Origin of the sequence: Streptococcus fermentans, assembly GCF_040888305.1 — a bacterium.
GTDB classification, from domain to species: domain Bacteria; phylum Bacillota; class Bacilli; order Lactobacillales; family Streptococcaceae; genus Streptococcus; species Streptococcus fermentans.
Genome location: NZ_JBFNFG010000008.1, coordinates 1 through 15,883 on the forward strand (window position 1 = coordinate 1; position 15,883 = coordinate 15,883).

The following is a 15,883-nucleotide window of genomic DNA, read 5'->3' on the forward strand; positions in this document are numbered from 1 at the left end:
TACTGACTCTGATACTGATTCACTTACTGATTCAGAGATTGATTCAGATACTGACTCTGAAATTGATTCGCTTACTGATTCTGAAACTGACTCTGATACTGATACAGATATTGATTCGATTACTGACTCTTATACTGATACAGAAATTGATTCAGTTACTGATTCTGATACTGACTCTGATCCTGATTCACTTACTGACTCTGATACTGATACACTTACTGACTCTGATACTGATTCATAAATTGATTCGCTTACTGATTCTGAAACTGACTCTGATACTGATTCACTTACTGACTCTGAGACAGATCCAATCACTGATTCTGAGATTGATTCAATTACTGATTCTGAGATTGATTTTGAGGTAGACTCTGACTTGGACGCTGATTCTGACTGACTGGTTGTATCTGAAGGTATAGAGTCTGCATTCACACCACCCACTTGGTAGCCACCCATCGCTGTCCCACCATCATTGGGTACAACATAAGGAGCCCCTTGACCATTATAACGTCCATAATTTTCTCTATAGCCATCTTCATAAAAAGTGCCTCCCGCCGGCCTTGAAGCAGCTAGCATTTTAATTTTCAAGTCACGAAGATCGCTACTTGTTCCGCTATAGTTCGTGTCGAAAGTAATTGTGTGAGTCGTAATCCCGTTTGATTTTGTTTTAGTAACGTACTGTATCCCTTGAGAATTTCTGTTGGTATAAGGATTTGTAAATTCGTTTGTTGCCGCCCCGTCAATTAATACATTTGTTGGTTTACTTAATTTCGGATCCGCCGAAGTGTCGATATAAATCCCTGTATAAACTCCAGATTTTTTAAGAACAGGAGCTGTTAATATTTTCGTCGGATCGTACTCTACTGTCCACGAAATTTTTCCAGTTGCCGAATCATAAACAGCAGAGATACTAGAAATAGGATTTGAAAGATTGTTTTTATTTCCACCAGCCCAGTAGTACTGAGTTCCACCATTTGAGAAATCACTAATGGTAAAGGTTGTTTTTGTCCCAGTAGTGGTTGAGCGCAAGGTCGCTGCTCGAGTAGCTTCGGTATTATTTAAAACTGCATAAATTTGACCATTTGGACTTAATTTAATCAGTTCATTTCCGAGCGCTTGGGTATTATTTCCTAAAGTTGTATAAGCAATCTGTAAATCTGCCACAGTAGCATTAGGATCGCCAATTAGATTTTTAGTAGCTTCCAATTGTGATTGTGTAGCTACCAATAATTTCATCAGTTCCAATTGCTGTTCAGCATCTAGTGTGATCAATTGACGAGCAGCCATATCGTTCAACACTTCAGCTTCTGAAATCATTTTATCTAGATTTTCACGAACACTGTCCTGTTTTTCTTCAGTACCTGTTGATGTAGCTTTATTTCCAGAAGCAACACCTGATTCAGATAAAACAATACTTGTTGAAGTTGATTCGCTAACCGACTCTGAAACGGATTCACTGATTGACTCCGAAACCGATTCGCTTACTGACTCTGAAACGGACTCACTCACCGACTGTGATACTGACTCACTAGTTGAGACTGACATCGACTCACTAGTTGAGACTGACATCGACTCACTAGTTGAGACTGACGTCGACTCACTAGTTGAGACTGACGTCGACTCACTAGCTGACTCTGACGTTGATTCTGATTGTGAAAGACTATTTTTTTCTTCCTCAATTGATGAATCGTCAGTTTCACTAGAAAGTTTAACTTCATTAGTATCAGTAGTTGAAAGTGTTGTTTCTTTAGCTAACACAATATCATCTGCAAAAGCATTATCCGTAACTACGGTTGCACCTGTTAATGCTCCTAGTGCTAACGCACCTTTCAGAATTGTACTTGCAGAAATATTCTTCTGTTCATATATATCAACATTAACGCTTTGTTCTGAAGTTGCTCCCCCCAAAAAATGCATTAAGCCAATCTGTGAAATAAGGGTTCGTACCCAATTTTTCCCAGATTTATGCATCTTAACTCTAGTTTTCCTGGATGTTTCCCCGATATTTTTACCGATTTTTTTCACTTTTTTTGCTTTCCTCCGTCATCTCTGGACTTTTTTTCTATTATACCTTTTTTTAATGAGCGATTCAAGAATTTTTGTCTAAAAATTTTGCTATAATCTTGACCTTTTGCAGACATTTTTTGTAATTATAAGCATCTCCACGTGAAATATAACTATCCATATGCTTTTCTAGTCGCCATCGATAGGCTCTTAATTCATTAGAAATATCAAATCCTATGAGAGAAAGTATCGTCACACGTTCTTCAATACTCTTGATTGGAAAAACATGTTCTATTTCAACCACACTTGTCACACTAGTTGAGCGTTTACGATGATAGTACAACCCCAAATTACGATAAGAAATACGATCAGCCATTAGATATACTTTCCAGGTCGTGAGATCATCTTCTACTTTTTCTTCTTCAGGATAAACAATATCCTGAAAAAGCTCTGCTTTATATAATTTCCCCCATGGAACTGTAAAGCACTGACTAAATGATAATCGACCATCATACTGTTTTTCAAACCATTCCTGAGGTGTATAAATCTCTAAATAAGGGTCCGACACATCCACATGAAAAGCAAAACTTTGTCTTTCTTCAAAAAACTCTGTAAAGTTTGCGACTGCAATATCGCTACCTGTATTCTTCAAATCCTTGTATAATATTTCAATATGATTTAGTTCTAACCAGTCATCATTATCTACAAATAAGATAAAATCTCCTGTAACTACTGGTAAAGCAGAGTTTCTAGCAGCACCCACTCCGCTTCCTCCTAATTTCCTGTGTATAACTCTAATCCGAGAATCTTTCTGACGATATTCTTCGCAAATAGCAGCTGATGTATCCGTTGAACCATCATTAATTAAAATAATTTCAAGATTCAAATAAGTTTGGTTAACGATACTCTCTAAACAAGGACGAAGATATTCTCCTGCATTGTATATTGGTACAATCACACTTACTTTTTCCATCATTTCTCCTTCGGAAAATTTTCTATCAGGTCCAGCTTGTTACAACACTGTTGATAAAGTTCTATCTGACCATTTCGTAGAGCATCTTCACAACACTTCTTCAAGCGTTCCTTATATGACTTGATCTGCTCAGTCAAATCATATCCCATTGCTGCAAGAAGAGCTATCCGCTCCTCTGCATTAGTTATCATGCTAGAAATATCGTCCAACATTCGAGTTCTAGAAAGTCCCTCTTTTCTTTGAGAGTAGTAATAAGAACCTTCATTGATAAAGGTAACTTGTTTTGCTTTCAAATAAAGACGATAAATCGTTGCGTCGTCTTCTCTTAGTCGCCCTATTGGAAATCGAACTCCCTCAAACAGTTCTGCTTTGAACAATTTTGTTGGTGAAAATGTAAATGTTAAAAAAAGATTGTTACTTGGAGAACTTTCTAGATTCATCCATTCTTGAACTGTATAATTTTTGCTAAAATATTTTTCTTTCGTAATAGAAAAAAGGAATGACTGTCGTTCTTCGTTAAAAGAATTAAAATTACAAATAGAAATATCAGAACCGTTATTCACTAAGGCTTGATATAAATGTTCTAGATAAGTTTCCTCCACAAAATCATCCGAATCAATAAATGTGATATACTTCCCACTTGCAAAGGTTATACCAGCATTCCTAGCAGCCGAGGGACCCGCATTCATTTGATGCAAAACACGAATTCGCTCATCTCTTCTAGCATAATCTTCACAAATCAATGAGCTACTATCAGTTGAACCATCATTGACCAAAATAATTTCAAAGTTTTCATACGATTGCTTCAGCAAGGAATCAAGGCAACGTTTTAAATATCGTTCAACGTTGTAAACAGGAACAATAACACTAATCAATTCACTAATACCCATCTTTTCTACCTTTTTTACTAGTATTTCATTAAAGTTATCAACTCCAATTCTAGTAATAATTTGTCGTTGATAGTTCTGATCAAGTTCCAATTCTACACCTTCATCATAATTAAATTCAGCGGTATGCTTATTAGCTAATTTTACTTTATGAGTAGCTCCCATCTCATACCACTCATACTCAGAATCAATGTGGCCCAAATCAATTGCTTGATACCCTTGACAAGCTAAGTCAGAAACAAGAACTTTTGCTGTTGGCCCAAGCATAATCAACACTAGTCGATCTTTCCCATATTTTTTAATCTCTTGAAAAATTTCATCATAATATTGAAATGCATTTTTTGATGGACATATAATTCGTTTAACAGAAGAAGCAGCAGCAAATAGGTCATTACCAACGCCTGAGCGTGATGTCGCTCCCTCAACAATTAAAATATCTTTTCCTTTCCACAATTCTTTTAACGATGCAAAATAAGTTCCTGAAACTGATTTGTCAACCAAATCAATATAAGGCCTAGAAATAAATGTTGAACCATAAAATGGGGAATTACAATTATCTAAATAAAAATTAGAATACTTAAAAAAATGGCCTTCCCAAAAAACACGAGCATTTTGATTATAACGCTCCATATTTGAAAAAACATCAGGTAAACAAACAAGAAGGTTTTCATCACTCTTCGTCTGTAAAATTTGCTTTAATTTTTTTGCTAAATTATCGTCATATTTTTGATATGGAATAGAGTGCCCTGTCATCAAATCAACTTCGCCATCCCCAAACCGAACAACAGAAGCATGATTTTGTTTAATATAAGTAAGACTTTCCAAGATAGGAAGTACTTTAATTTCTGATAATCTCTCCACTATTCACTCCTTCTAGTCACACATAGCTTTCAATACAGATTCTGTTAGCAACTTTCTTGTGAAGAAACCCTCTCTCAAAATAGGACTAAAACTTCTTACATTTTTAACTAATTCTGCATATTCATTTTCAGTCACGTTTTGGATTTTAACAATAGCTTCTTCTATATTCTTAACAACCCAACCGAGACCATTTTTTTCTATCAATTCTTGGTTAGCAATTCCTTCTTGCACGATAACAGGAATTCCTGCCGCTAGAAAACTTCCTAGCTTATATGGACAATACAGTGATTGGTACTCCTTATCTTTGTCATCCATCCATACCAAACCAAATCCTCCCTGCGACATCTCCATTAGAAGTTGTTCATCTGGTCGATAATTCATTTTATGAACATTCTGTGGCAAATCAGTACTTTGCCATGTATATAATTTTAAAGGAATATCATAGTTCCACTCTTTCACAAAACTAAAACGTTCGGGATTCCCAGGGAAATGAATTTCTTTTTTCAAAGTTGCTGAAAACATAGGAGCTTGAGTTGGATGATCCCACATTCCTTGAATTACTGTTTTCGCAACATTTAGGCCAAATTTTCTCAACTGATCGATCATTCTCTGACTTGGAGCGATTATTACATCTGCTTTATTGTAATATGAGATTGTTCGATCCATTAGGTAAAAATTCCCAGAGAACATAAGGGGAACTACATCGTGAATAAATAGTACGATTTTAATATCGTATAATTTTAATTTATTCATTAACTTCTCATCGAATTCCGTTGTATTCCATGTTGGGGTTTGAAAAATTACGACATCTCCATTTCGTAATCCTGACACAATTCCATCCAAACGTTTACTCAATTCACTTTCAGTATCTGTATGGATTTGATAACAATAAATTCCTAATTCACGATATCCTAAAGAAATAGCCACATCTGTAACCGTATTTTGACACAACTGAGCTGTACTCTGCCCAGACTGACCATTAATATTCGTAATATAAACGCGCATCTTTCGCCTCACATTTCCTTAATGTTTTCGATATTTCTCTATCATATCCAATTGAAACTTCAGTTCTTTATACAACTCTATATTTCCATTAGATAAAGAAGTGTTTTTAACAAAGTTTGCACGCCAATCAAAAGCAGCAATTTCATTCTCAAGATTGAATCCTAACATCGATAATAGTGCTAGACGCTCTAAAACAGGTTCAACGGAAAATACTGTACTTTGTTCAGTAGTCTGAGTCAAACTTCCACTATTTACACGATAAACCATAGTTGGTCGGTGCATATAAGCAATTTTATCTGCTGCTAAGTATAATTTCCAAGTTGTACGATCATCTTCACCAAACGATCCAGTATAATATAAAATGTTTTCAAACAGAGAGCGCTTATATAGTTTACACCACGGGACAGTAAAACACACACTTAAATAATGGGGTTTTCCATACTGATAAGCAAACCACTCTTGGGGAGTAAATATCCGTTCATAATAATCGTCATCAGTAATATGAATTTCATACCTATTTTCAGATTCAATATAGCGAGTAAAATTTGCTATTGACACATCACTTTCTGTTCTCACTAATAAATCGTAGAGGTCACTGACATGATTGGGATCAATCCAATCGTCACTATCTAAAAACAAAACATACTGTCCAGTGACAAGCTCAAGAGCACTATTTCTTGCGGCACCGATTCCCTCGTTCTTCCTTTTATGTAAGGTTCTAATCCGAGAATCTTTCTCTTTCAATCGTTCAATTATTTCAGCTGTACGATCTGTTGAACCATCATTAATGATAATAATCTCTATATTATCATATATCTGAGATTGTACGCTTTTTACACATTGTTCTAAATATTTTTCTGCATTATATGCAGGTATTATTACACTTATTTTTTCCATAATCCTCTAAATTTTTTCAATATAATTTATTATTATATTTCTTTTTACCGTAGTATTAATTTATTTTCTACTGTTGTATCAAAGAAATACGCTAGTTGAATTTGTTATAGTAACATCATTCATTTACGATCCAATATGTTTTACGGCTTGCTCCAGTATAGCAAACCGTATATTTCATTTTATGATTTTATAAGAGATTTAAGGTTTCTCTACTAAACATGCATTCAAAATTAACACTATCCTTAACCTAACTAACAAAAGGCCAACTATTGATAATAGAAAAGCTTTGCTTGTTTCATCACTAGAAAATTGACAATGGAGTAAATAAAAGCTGATTGTTCACTTATAAATCTCTAAACTGTAAAAAATCGATAGTCGTTAACAATTAGCATAGAATTTATTCTCAAGAAAACAATATGATTAAAATATCAACTCTTTTACCAAATAATCACACGGTCTTCTGGTGAACGCCACATTCCGTCGCCTTCTTTGACATCATAGGTTGTAAAGAAATCATCAAAGTTTGGCACTTGGACATTGACACGGAGTTTAGCTGGCGCGTGCACATCGACACTGGCCATGAGTTTCATCAACTCTGGGCGGCCTTTCATACGCCAGATACGCGCAAAGTTATGGAAGAATTCTTCGGCTGAGAAGTCAGGTTCTCTCTTGGCAGCTTCAAGGGCAGCAGCAATTCCTCCTAGGTCGGCAACGTTTTCTGATACGGTTAATTTACCGTTAATGGTTGCACCGTAAGATTCTTGACCATCAAATTGATCGATAACCTTCTGCGTTTTCTCTTTGAAAGCTGCATAGTCGTTCTCTGTCCACCAGTCCTTGAGACTACCATTTTCATCAAAGGAAGCTCCGTTGGTATCAAAGGCATGAGAGATTTCATGGGCAATAACCGCTCCAATTCCACCGTAGTTGGCAGAAGATGACTGATGCAAGTCATAGAATGGAGCCTGTAGGATAGCGGCTGGGAAGACAATCAAGTTCTTTTGTGGATTGTAGTAGGCGTTGACCATATGAGCAGGCATGCCCCACTCCTTGTAATCAACTGGCTGATTCCACTTGCTCCAGCTGTGTTTGATTTCTACACACGCAAAGGCTAGGGCATTCTCAAAGAGGCTAGCGTTTTCGTTTACTACCTTATCCTTGTAGCGAGCTGGCAATTCTTCTGGATAACCGATATAAGGCTTGATGACATTGAGTTTGACGATAGCTTTTTCTCGTGTTTCAGGTGTCAGCCAGTCGTTCTTAGCCAAGCGTTCCTTATAAACGTCAATCATGGTCGCTACTTTTTTCTCCACGTCTGCCTTGGCTTCTGGAGAGAATTTTTCATGGGCATACCAAAGTCCGAGAGCTTGTTTGAATGGTCCTTGCGCTAAGTGGTAAGCAGCCTTGCGTTTGTCTTGGGCTTCTGGAACACCTGAAAGGGCACGGCCATAAGCACCTGACAAGATACGAATCTCATCTGTCAAATAGCTCGTTGAAAGATTGACCACACTCAAGATCAAGCTTGCCTTGAGCAAAGGCCAAGCTTCTTCACTATAGAATTGCTCTGCTGCTTGCCAGAAGCGTTCCTCATCTACGATAACCTTATCTGGAGTTTGTCCAATCACAGCTTGGAAGAAGTCATCGAGAGGTAGAGCAGGTGCAAACTTCTTGAAATCTTCATAAGAATATGGATGGTAGAGTTTGGCGTATTCTGAACTTTCTTCGTTTGAAAGGACGACAGCTGCGATACGGCGGTCCAATTCCAATCGTTTCTCAAGCAAATCTGCGATTTCTTCATCTGAGAAGTTATAGGCTTTGAGGAGAATACCAGTACTTTCTTTCCAAAGGTTTAATAATTCCTCACGCTGTGGATGGTCTTCCGCATAGTAGGTCGTATCAGGCAAGATTGTTCCTGGAGCACTAGCCCAGAGTACATTGGTTCTAGCATCCATAAAGTCTGGTGATACTCCAAATGGAAGGAAGTTGGGTTTGCCAGCTAGCTCAAATTCAGCCAATTTACTTGCAAAATCCGCAAAACTTTTCAAATCTTGGTATTCCTTAAGCAAAGGAAGGACTGGTTTGATTCCATCTGCTTCTCGTTTGTCAAAATCTCTGACCATAGCATGGTACTTGACAAAATTTGCTAATATGGCATCTTCAGGAACATCTTCTCCAGCCAACCACTTGTCAGTTGTTGTTAGCATCAACTCTTCAATTTCTTCGTCAAGGTCGATAAAACCACCTGTTCTTGATTTATCAGCTGGAATGACTGCAGTCTTTTCCCACTCACCATTTATAGCATCATAAAAATCATCTTGATAACGTGTCATCTTGTTCTCACTTTCCTAATTTCACTTATTCCTAGCTTAGCAAAATTCCCTTGGGATTGCAATTAAAAATGCCGAGTTGCCTTCTTATTTTAATCATTAATATTTTAAATTTTTGCAAAAATTAACTTGACTTAAAAATAAAATTAAGGTATATTAAAAAATAGGAGGAATATAACTGTATGATACGTATCGAAAACCTCAGTGTCTCCTACAAAGAAACGTTGGCACTAAAGGATATTTCACTAGTGCTCCAAGGACCAACGATTACCGGAATTATTGGCCCAAACGGCGCTGGAAAATCAACCTTATTAAAAGGTATGCTGGGAATTATCCCACATCAAGGTCAGGCATTTCTCGATGACAAGGAAGTTAAAAAATCCTTACATCGAATCGCCTATGTCGAACAAAAAATCAATATCGACTACAACTTTCCCATCAAGGTCAAGGAATGCGTCTCGTTAGGACTATTTCCCTCTATTCCTCTCTTTCGAAGTTTAAATGCTAAACATTGGAAGAAAGTGCAAGAAGCCCTTGAAATCGTCGGCCTAGCTGACTACGCTGAACGGCAAATCAGTCAACTGTCTGGAGGTCAATTCCAGCGGGTCTTGATTGCCAGATGTTTGGTGCAGGAAGCCGACTATATCCTCTTGGATGAACCCTTTGTTGGGATTGACTCAGTCAGTGAGGAAATCATCATGAATACGCTGAGAGATCTGAAAAAAGCTGGGAAGACGGTTCTCATCGTCCACCACGACCTCAGCAAGGTTCCCCACTACTTCGATCAAGTCTTGCTTGTCAATCGAGAAGTGATTGCTTTTGGTCCGACCAAAGAAACCTTTACCGAAGCCAATCTTAAAGAAGCTTACGGTAATCAACTCTTTTTCAATGGAGGTGACCTATGATTGCAGAATTTATAGATGGATTGCAGAACTTCCACTTTCTCCAAAATGCCTTGATAACAGCTATTGTTATCGGGGTCGTAGCTGGAGCTGTAGGATGTTTCATCATTCTACGCGGGATGTCACTCATGGGAGATGCCATTTCACATGCTGTCTTGCCAGGTGTAGCCCTCTCCTTCATCTTGGGCCTTGACTTCTTTATCGGAGCCATTGTCTTTGGACTACTAGCTGCTATCATCATTACCTACATCAAGGGGAACTCGATTATCAAAAGCGATACCGCCATCGGCATTACCTTTTCTTCTTTCTTAGCCCTCGGTATCATCTTGATTAGTGTCGCTAAAAGTTCAACTGACCTTTTCCATATTCTTTTTGGTAATATCCTGGCAGTCCAAGATACGGATATGTTTATTACTATGGGTGTAGGAGCAGCCATTCTCTTGTTAATCTGGATTTTCTTCAAGCAACTCTTGATCACTTCCTTTGATGAACTCTTGGCTAAGGCCATGGGAATGCCTGTCAATTTCTATCACTACTTACTCATGGTACTCCTAACTCTCGTGTCTGTGACAGCTATGCAAAGTGTCGGAACTATCCTGATTGTAGCCATGCTGATTACCCCAGCAGCAACTGCTTATCTCTATGCTAATAGCCTGAAAAGTATGATTTTCCTTTCCTCAACCTTTGGAGCTACAGCTTCAGTTTTGGGACTCTTTATCGGCTATAGCTTTAACGTTGCGGCAGGTTCTAGTATCGTGCTAACAGCCGCTAGTTTCTTTCTTATTAGCTTCTTTATCGCTCCAAAACAACGATATTTGAAACTGAAAAATAAACATTTGTTAAAATAAGGGGCAAAACCCCAATAAATTGGAGGATCTAATGAAAAAATTAGGTACATTGCTGATTCTCTTTCTTTCCGTCATTGCTCTTGTAGCATGTTCTAGTGGAAAGAAAGATGCAGCTTCTGGTCAAAAACTAAAAGTTGTTGCCACAAACTCAATCATCGCTGATATTACTAAAAATATTGCTGGAGACAAGATTGATCTTCATAGTATCGTGCCTGTTGGACAAGACCCACACGAATACGAACCACTTCCTGAAGATGTCAAGAAAACTTCTCAAGCTGATTTGATTTTCTACAACGGTATCAACCTTGAAACTGGTGGCAATGCTTGGTTTACAAAATTGGTAGAAAATGCTAAGAAAACTGAAAACAAAGACTACTTTGCAGTCAGCGAAGGTGTTGACGTTATCTACCTTGAAGGCCAAAACGAAAAAGGCAAAGAAGACCCACACGCTTGGCTTAACCTTGAAAACGGTATGATCTTTGCTAAAAACATCGCAAAACAATTGAGCGCTAAAGACCCTAGCAACAAGGAATTCTACGAAAAAAATCTCAAAGAATATACTGATAAGCTAGACAAACTTGACAAAGAAGCTAAAGAGAAATTTAACAACATCCCTGCTGAGAAAAAACTCATCGTAACCAGCGAAGGATGCTTCAAATACTTCTCTAAAGCCTACGGTGTCCCAAGTGCCTACATCTGGGAAATCAACACTGAAGAAGAAGGAACTCCTGACCAAATCAAGACCTTGGTTGAAAAACTTCGCCAAACAAAAACTCCTTCCCTCTTTGTAGAATCAAGTGTGGATGACCGTCCAATGAAGACTGTTTCACAAGACACAAACATCCCAATCTACGCACAAATCTTTACTGACTCTATCGCTGAAGAAGGTAAAGAAGGCGATAGCTATTACAACATGATGAAATACAACCTTGACAAGATTGCTGAAGGTTTAGCTAAATAATCATTTAAAAAACGTCAGTCAGCATGAATTGGCGTTTTTTTGATTCAAAATCCGGTCAAATTATTGGAAAACTCTGAACATTTAATGTAGAATGAAAGAAAAAAGATTGGAGTAGCTTATGACTACATTCCTTGGAAACCCTGTTACTTTTACGGGAAAACAATTACAAGTAGGCGACAAGGCACTTGATTTCTCTCTCACAACGACTGACCTCTCTAAAAAAACACTAGCTGATTTTGAAGGCAAGAAAAAGATTTTGAGCGTCATCCCTTCTATCGATACAGGTATCTGCTCGCTACAGACTCGTCGCTTTAACCAAGAATTGGCTAGCTTAGACAACACTGTTGTTCTAACTGTGTCTATGGACCTCCCCTTCGCTCAAAAACGCTGGTGTGGTGCTGAAGGAATTGAAAATGCCATCATGCTCTCAGACTACTTCGACCACTCCTTTGGACGCGATTATGCCCTCTTAATCAATGAATGGCATCTGCTTGCTCGCGCGGTCTTTGTCCTTGATGCTGACAATATTATCCGTTATGTTGAGTATGTGGACAATATCAACAGCGAGCCAAACTTTGAAGCAGCCATTGAAGCAGCAAAGTCGCTTGACTAAAAGAAAGCCCACTTGTAACAAGACAGAAAGCTAGAGAAATCTAGCTTTTTTTGGTATACTAGATGGAGATAATAAACAAGGAAATACGAATGACACCAAATAAAGAAGATTACTTAAAATGTATTTATGAGATTGGCATGGAAGTTCCTAAGATTACCAACAAGGAAATAGCTACTCGGATGCAGGTATCACCTCCTGCGGTAACTGAGATGATCAAGCGCATGCAATCCGAAAATCTTATATTAAAGAATAAAGAAAATGGCTATATACTAACGGATATTGGTTTAAAGCTGGTCTCTGAGCTTTATCGTAAGCATCGACTGATAGAGGTCTTTCTAGTTCACCATCTAGACTATACCAGCAATCAGATTCACGATGAGGCTGAGGTATTAGAGCATACAGTTTCAGACCTTTTTGTGGAGAGACTGGAGAGTATGTTAGGCTTTCCAAAGACCTGTCCCCATGGAGGAACTATTCCTGCTAAGGGTGAGCTTCTAGTTGAGGTTAATAACCTGCCACTTTCTGATATCAAAGAAGTAGGAAACTACCTTCTGACAAGAGTTCATGACAGCTTTGAAATCCTCCAATATTTGGATAAACATGCCATCCATATTGGAGACCAACTCCAAGTCAAGCAGTTCGATGGCTTCTCTAATACTTTTACCCTGATTCACAACAATGAAGAACTTCAAGTCAGCCTCGAAATCGCTAAACAACTCTATGTTGAAAAAATGAACTAAAGTCTTTATCAGCAAAAAACCAAGCCCGCTAGCTTGGTTTTTCTTATCTATTTTTGGTGTCAAGAATGATTGTTACCGGTCCATCATTGACCAGTTCCACCTGCATATCTGCTCCGAAAATACCTATTTTCACAGGAACTTCCTTGGCTAGTTCTCGGTTAAAATCTTGATAGAAAGCCTCTGCAACATCAGGCTTAGTAGCACCTGTAAAAGCTGGGCGATTCCCTTTTTTGGTATCAGCAAAAAGAGTGAATTGAGAGATGGAGAGGATTTCTCCTTGGATATCCTTGACTGATAAATTCATCTTGCCTTCGGTATCTGAAAAGATACGCATGTTGACAAGTTTTCTCACTGCATAATCCAAATCTTCTTTTTGATCCTCAGGGCCAACACCAACTAGGAGTAATAATCCCTGCTGGATTTGTCCATATACCTGACCTTCAATGCTAACTTGGGCTTTTTTGACCCTCTGAATAATGATTTTCATAATAGCCTTTCTAGATCTATCGCCCCAACTTAACCATTGGTCCGTTTAACAGAGTAGACTTCTGGTACACTCTTAATCTTATCAACTACCGTTGTCAGAGTTGAAAGGTTAGAAATCCCAAATGAAACGTGAATATTGGCAAATTTCATATCTTTTGTAGGCTGGGCATTAACCGTTGAGATGTTTTTAGTTGTATTTGACAAGACCTGTAAAACATCGTTCAAAAGTCCAGTACGATTGAGACCGTAAATATCGATATGCGCCATATATTCCTTGCTTGAGAATTGGTCTTCCCATTCAACATCGAGTAGACGTTGCTCGTAGTTTTCCTGCGAACGAAGATTCATACAGTCAACACGGTGGATAGCAACACCACGACCTTTAGTAATGTAGCCGACGATATCATCACCTGGAACAGGGTTACAACATTTGGCAATCCGGATCAAGAGCCCAGAAGCACCTTGGATGACTACTCCACCCTCATGCTTAACCTTAAGCGTGTCCTTGTTCTCCACCTTGACTTCGCCACCCTTGACCAATTCTTCAGCTTCTGCTTTAGCTTTGGCCCGCTCTTCTTCACGACGTTCCTTCTCAGTCAAACGGTTAAAGACAGTGATAGCTCCGATTTCTCCAAAACCAATAGCCGCAAAGAGGGCTTCTTCTGTCTTGTAGCTGGTTTTTTGAAGGACTTCATCCATGTGGCGCTTGTCCATAAATTTATTGGCCACATAGCCGTTTTCTTGAAGCTGACTAATCAGCAATTCACGGCCTTTATTGATGGACAATTCTTTGTCTTGATTTTTAAAAAACTGACGAATTTTATTGCGTGCCTTGCTGGTCTTGACCATATTGAGCCAGTCACGGCTTGGTCCAAATGAATTTGGATTGGTGATGATTTCAACCTGGTCACCCGTTTTTAACTTGGTCGTCAAAGGAACCATACGGCCATTAACCTTGGCTCCAGTCGCTTTTTCCCCAATCTTTGTATGAATTTCATAAGCAAAGTCAATCGGACCTGAATCTTTTGGAAGTGAACGAACCGCCCCATCTGGAGTAAAGACATAAATCTCCTCAGCCAGATAGTTTTCCTTGACAGTATCTACAAATTCCTTGGCATCATCTGCTTGATCTTGGAGTTCCATCATCTCCTTAATCCAGTTCATCCCGATAGCAGATTCCTTACTATTAACCTGACCCTTGATTCCTTTTTTGTAAGCCCAGTGAGCCGCAACCCCGTACTCAGCAACCTCGTGCATCTCCTTAGTACGAATCTGGAACTCAATCGGCCCTTTTGGTCCATAAACAGTCGTATGGATAGACTGGTAACCATTGGCCTTACGATTGGCAATATAGTCCTTGAAACGTCCCGGCATTGGCTTCCAAAGCTCATGAACGTAACCTAACATCGCATAGACATCACTCTGAGTGTCTAGGATACAGCGAATGGCAATCAGGTCGTAGATCTCTTCAAAACGTTTTTTCTTATCCTGCATCTTACGATAGATAGAGTAGATATGCTTTGGACGACCGTAGATTTTTCCTGTAAGATGGCGCTCAGATGAGTATTCCTCGAGTTTCGTCACAACTTCATCGACCAAGGCTTCACGCTCTTGACGTTTTTCCTTCATCATGTGACTAATCTTGTAAAATTCAGTTGGATTGAGATAGCGGAAAGAGAGATCTTCCAGTTCCCACTTCACACTTGAAATCCCCAAACGGTGAGCAAGCGGTGCATAGATTTCCATGGTTTCTCTGGAAATACGTTCCTGCTTGTCCTTACGAAGGTGCTTAAGGGTGCGCATATTATGCAGGCGGTCAGATAGTTTGACCAAGATAACACGGATATCTTCTGACATAGCCATGAGCATCTTGCGATGATTCTCAGCCAGCTGCTCCTCGATAGACTTATACTCAACCTTACCAAGCTTGGTAACACCATCTACAATCACTCGAACATCGTGACCAAATTCGCGTTCTAAGTCATCCAAGGTAGCTTCTGTGTCTTCTACCACGTCATGCAAAAAACCACAGGCAACAGTGACAGCATCTAGCTTGAGTTTAGCTAAGATTCCTGCTACCTGAATAGGGTGGATAATGTAAGGCTCACCTGATTTACGATATTGGCCACTATGACATTCTACAGCGTAAACCAAGGCCTTGTGTACAAAAGCCACATCTTCTTTCGATAAATATTTTTGCGTTAAAGCGACGACTTCATCGCCTGAATAAATTACTTCTTTTGGCATGCATACTCTCCAATTCTTCCTACCATTTTAACACTTTTTTGAGGATATGAAAACTAGAAAAGCCTCTTCTGTAAGAGTTTGCTAAACTTAATAAAAAAACACTACCAGAAAAAATCTAGTAGTGCTCATTGATTC

The 15,883-nt window shown here is 38.7% G+C and carries 13 protein-coding genes; 5 read left to right on the forward strand and 8 right to left on the reverse strand.

The features are described 5' to 3' along the window. Positions 1 to 129: 129 nt before the first annotated feature. The 6 genes from AB2B50_RS07555 to AB2B50_RS07580 all read right to left on the reverse strand — a co-directional run bounded on the left by AB2B50_RS07555 (position 130) and on the right by AB2B50_RS07580 (position 8,954). On the reverse strand, positions 130 to 2,022 hold the full coding sequence (locus AB2B50_RS07555) for an accessory Sec-dependent serine-rich glycoprotein adhesin (RefSeq protein WP_414169914.1): 1,893 nt from the start codon (positions 2,020 to 2,022) through the stop codon (positions 130 to 132). A 64-nt stretch (positions 2,023 to 2,086) separates the two neighbouring features. Beyond that, complete coding sequence (locus tag AB2B50_RS07560; RefSeq protein WP_320692947.1) at positions 2,087 to 2,974, reverse strand: glycosyltransferase family 2 protein; 888 nt, start codon at positions 2,972 to 2,974, stop codon at positions 2,087 to 2,089. Beyond that, entirely contained in the window at positions 2,974 to 4,722 is a 1,749-nt protein-coding gene (locus AB2B50_RS07565) for an SP_1767 family glycosyltransferase (RefSeq protein ID WP_320692946.1), read from the reverse strand. The genes AB2B50_RS07560 and AB2B50_RS07565 overlap by 1 nt, the downstream gene beginning before the upstream one ends. Positions 4,723 to 4,734: 12 nt before the next feature. Continuing rightward, the gene (locus AB2B50_RS07570; protein ID WP_320692945.1) at positions 4,735 to 5,727 is read right to left on the reverse strand and encodes a sugar transferase; all 993 of its coding nucleotides are present in this window, start codon (positions 5,725 to 5,727) and stop codon (positions 4,735 to 4,737) included. Between the two features lie 18 nt (positions 5,728 to 5,745). Next, positions 5,746 to 6,624: a glycosyltransferase family 2 protein gene (locus AB2B50_RS07575; protein ID WP_320692944.1), complete on the reverse strand. Its 879-nt coding sequence runs from the start codon at positions 6,622 to 6,624 to the stop codon at positions 5,746 to 5,748. A 437-nt stretch (positions 6,625 to 7,061) separates the two neighbouring features. Next, positions 7,062 to 8,954 carry a M13 family metallopeptidase gene (locus AB2B50_RS07580; RefSeq protein WP_320692943.1) on the reverse strand — a complete coding sequence of 631 codons (1,893 nt, stop codon included), beginning with the start codon at positions 8,952 to 8,954 and terminating at the stop codon, positions 7,062 to 7,064. 179 nt (positions 8,955 to 9,133) lie between these two features. On the opposite strand from AB2B50_RS07580, the gene AB2B50_RS07585 reads away from it, so the two are divergent. The 5 genes from AB2B50_RS07585 to AB2B50_RS07605 all read left to right on the forward strand — a co-directional run bounded on the left by AB2B50_RS07585 (position 9,134) and on the right by AB2B50_RS07605 (position 13,015). Then, positions 9,134 to 9,856 (forward strand): metal ABC transporter ATP-binding protein, encoded by a 723-nt coding sequence (locus tag AB2B50_RS07585; RefSeq protein WP_320692942.1) that lies wholly within the window; start codon positions 9,134 to 9,136, stop codon positions 9,854 to 9,856. Then, positions 9,853 to 10,701 (forward strand): metal ABC transporter permease, encoded by an 849-nt coding sequence (locus AB2B50_RS07590; RefSeq protein WP_000559796.1) that lies wholly within the window; start codon positions 9,853 to 9,855, stop codon positions 10,699 to 10,701. The genes AB2B50_RS07585 and AB2B50_RS07590 overlap by 4 nt, the downstream gene beginning before the upstream one ends. 31 nt (positions 10,702 to 10,732) lie before the next feature. Next, entirely contained in the window at positions 10,733 to 11,662 is a 930-nt protein-coding gene (locus tag AB2B50_RS07595; RefSeq protein WP_126419902.1) for a metal ABC transporter substrate-binding protein, read from the forward strand. A gap of 118 nt (positions 11,663 to 11,780) precedes the next feature. Beyond that, the gene (gene tpx / locus AB2B50_RS07600) at positions 11,781 to 12,275 is read left to right on the forward strand and encodes a thiol peroxidase (protein WP_061863530.1); all 495 of its coding nucleotides are present in this window, start codon (positions 11,781 to 11,783) and stop codon (positions 12,273 to 12,275) included. 89 nt (positions 12,276 to 12,364) lie between these two features. Next, the gene (locus tag AB2B50_RS07605; protein WP_320692941.1) at positions 12,365 to 13,015 is read left to right on the forward strand and encodes a metal-dependent transcriptional regulator; all 651 of its coding nucleotides are present in this window, start codon (positions 12,365 to 12,367) and stop codon (positions 13,013 to 13,015) included. 43 nt (positions 13,016 to 13,058) lie between these two features. Here AB2B50_RS07605 and dtd read toward each other — a convergent pair whose 3' ends face one another. Together dtd and AB2B50_RS07615 are read right to left on the reverse strand one after the other, a co-directional pair. Beyond that, a complete protein-coding gene (gene dtd, locus AB2B50_RS07610; protein WP_320692940.1) occupies positions 13,059 to 13,502 on the reverse strand; it encodes a D-aminoacyl-tRNA deacylase in 444 nt (147 codons plus the stop codon). A 29-nt stretch (positions 13,503 to 13,531) separates the two neighbouring features. Next, on the reverse strand, positions 13,532 to 15,748 hold the full coding sequence (locus AB2B50_RS07615; protein ID WP_320692939.1) for a RelA/SpoT family protein: 2,217 nt from the start codon (positions 15,746 to 15,748) through the stop codon (positions 13,532 to 13,534). Positions 15,749 to 15,883: the final 135 nt, after the last annotated feature.

Excerpts from the sequence above, each read along its gene's own strand:
- AB2B50_RS07615 (WP_320692939.1), bottom strand. The coding sequence starts at position 15,748 with ATGCCAAAAGAAGTAATTTATTCAGGCGATGAAGTCGTCGCTTTAACG.
- AB2B50_RS07595 (WP_126419902.1), top strand. The coding sequence starts at position 10,733 with ATGAAAAAATTAGGTACATTGCTGATTCTCTTTCTTTCCGTCATTGCT.
- AB2B50_RS07575 (WP_320692944.1), bottom strand. The coding sequence starts at position 6,624 with ATGGAAAAAATAAGTGTAATAATACCTGCATATAATGCAGAAAAATAT.
- AB2B50_RS07585 (WP_320692942.1), top strand. The coding sequence starts at position 9,134 with ATGATACGTATCGAAAACCTCAGTGTCTCCTACAAAGAAACGTTGGCA.
- AB2B50_RS07605 (WP_320692941.1), top strand. The coding sequence starts at position 12,365 with ATGACACCAAATAAAGAAGATTACTTAAAATGTATTTATGAGATTGGC.
- AB2B50_RS07560 (WP_320692947.1), bottom strand. The coding sequence starts at position 2,974 with ATGGAAAAAGTAAGTGTGATTGTACCAATATACAATGCAGGAGAATAT.
- AB2B50_RS07590 (WP_000559796.1), top strand. The coding sequence starts at position 9,853 with ATGATTGCAGAATTTATAGATGGATTGCAGAACTTCCACTTTCTCCAA.
- AB2B50_RS07580 (WP_320692943.1), bottom strand. The coding sequence starts at position 8,954 with ATGACACGTTATCAAGATGATTTTTATGATGCTATAAATGGTGAGTGG.
- dtd (WP_320692940.1), bottom strand. The coding sequence starts at position 13,502 with ATGAAAATCATTATTCAGAGGGTCAAAAAAGCCCAAGTTAGCATTGAA.
- AB2B50_RS07570 (WP_320692945.1), bottom strand. The coding sequence starts at position 5,727 with ATGCGCGTTTATATTACGAATATTAATGGTCAGTCTGGGCAGAGTACA.
- tpx (WP_061863530.1), top strand. The coding sequence starts at position 11,781 with ATGACTACATTCCTTGGAAACCCTGTTACTTTTACGGGAAAACAATTA.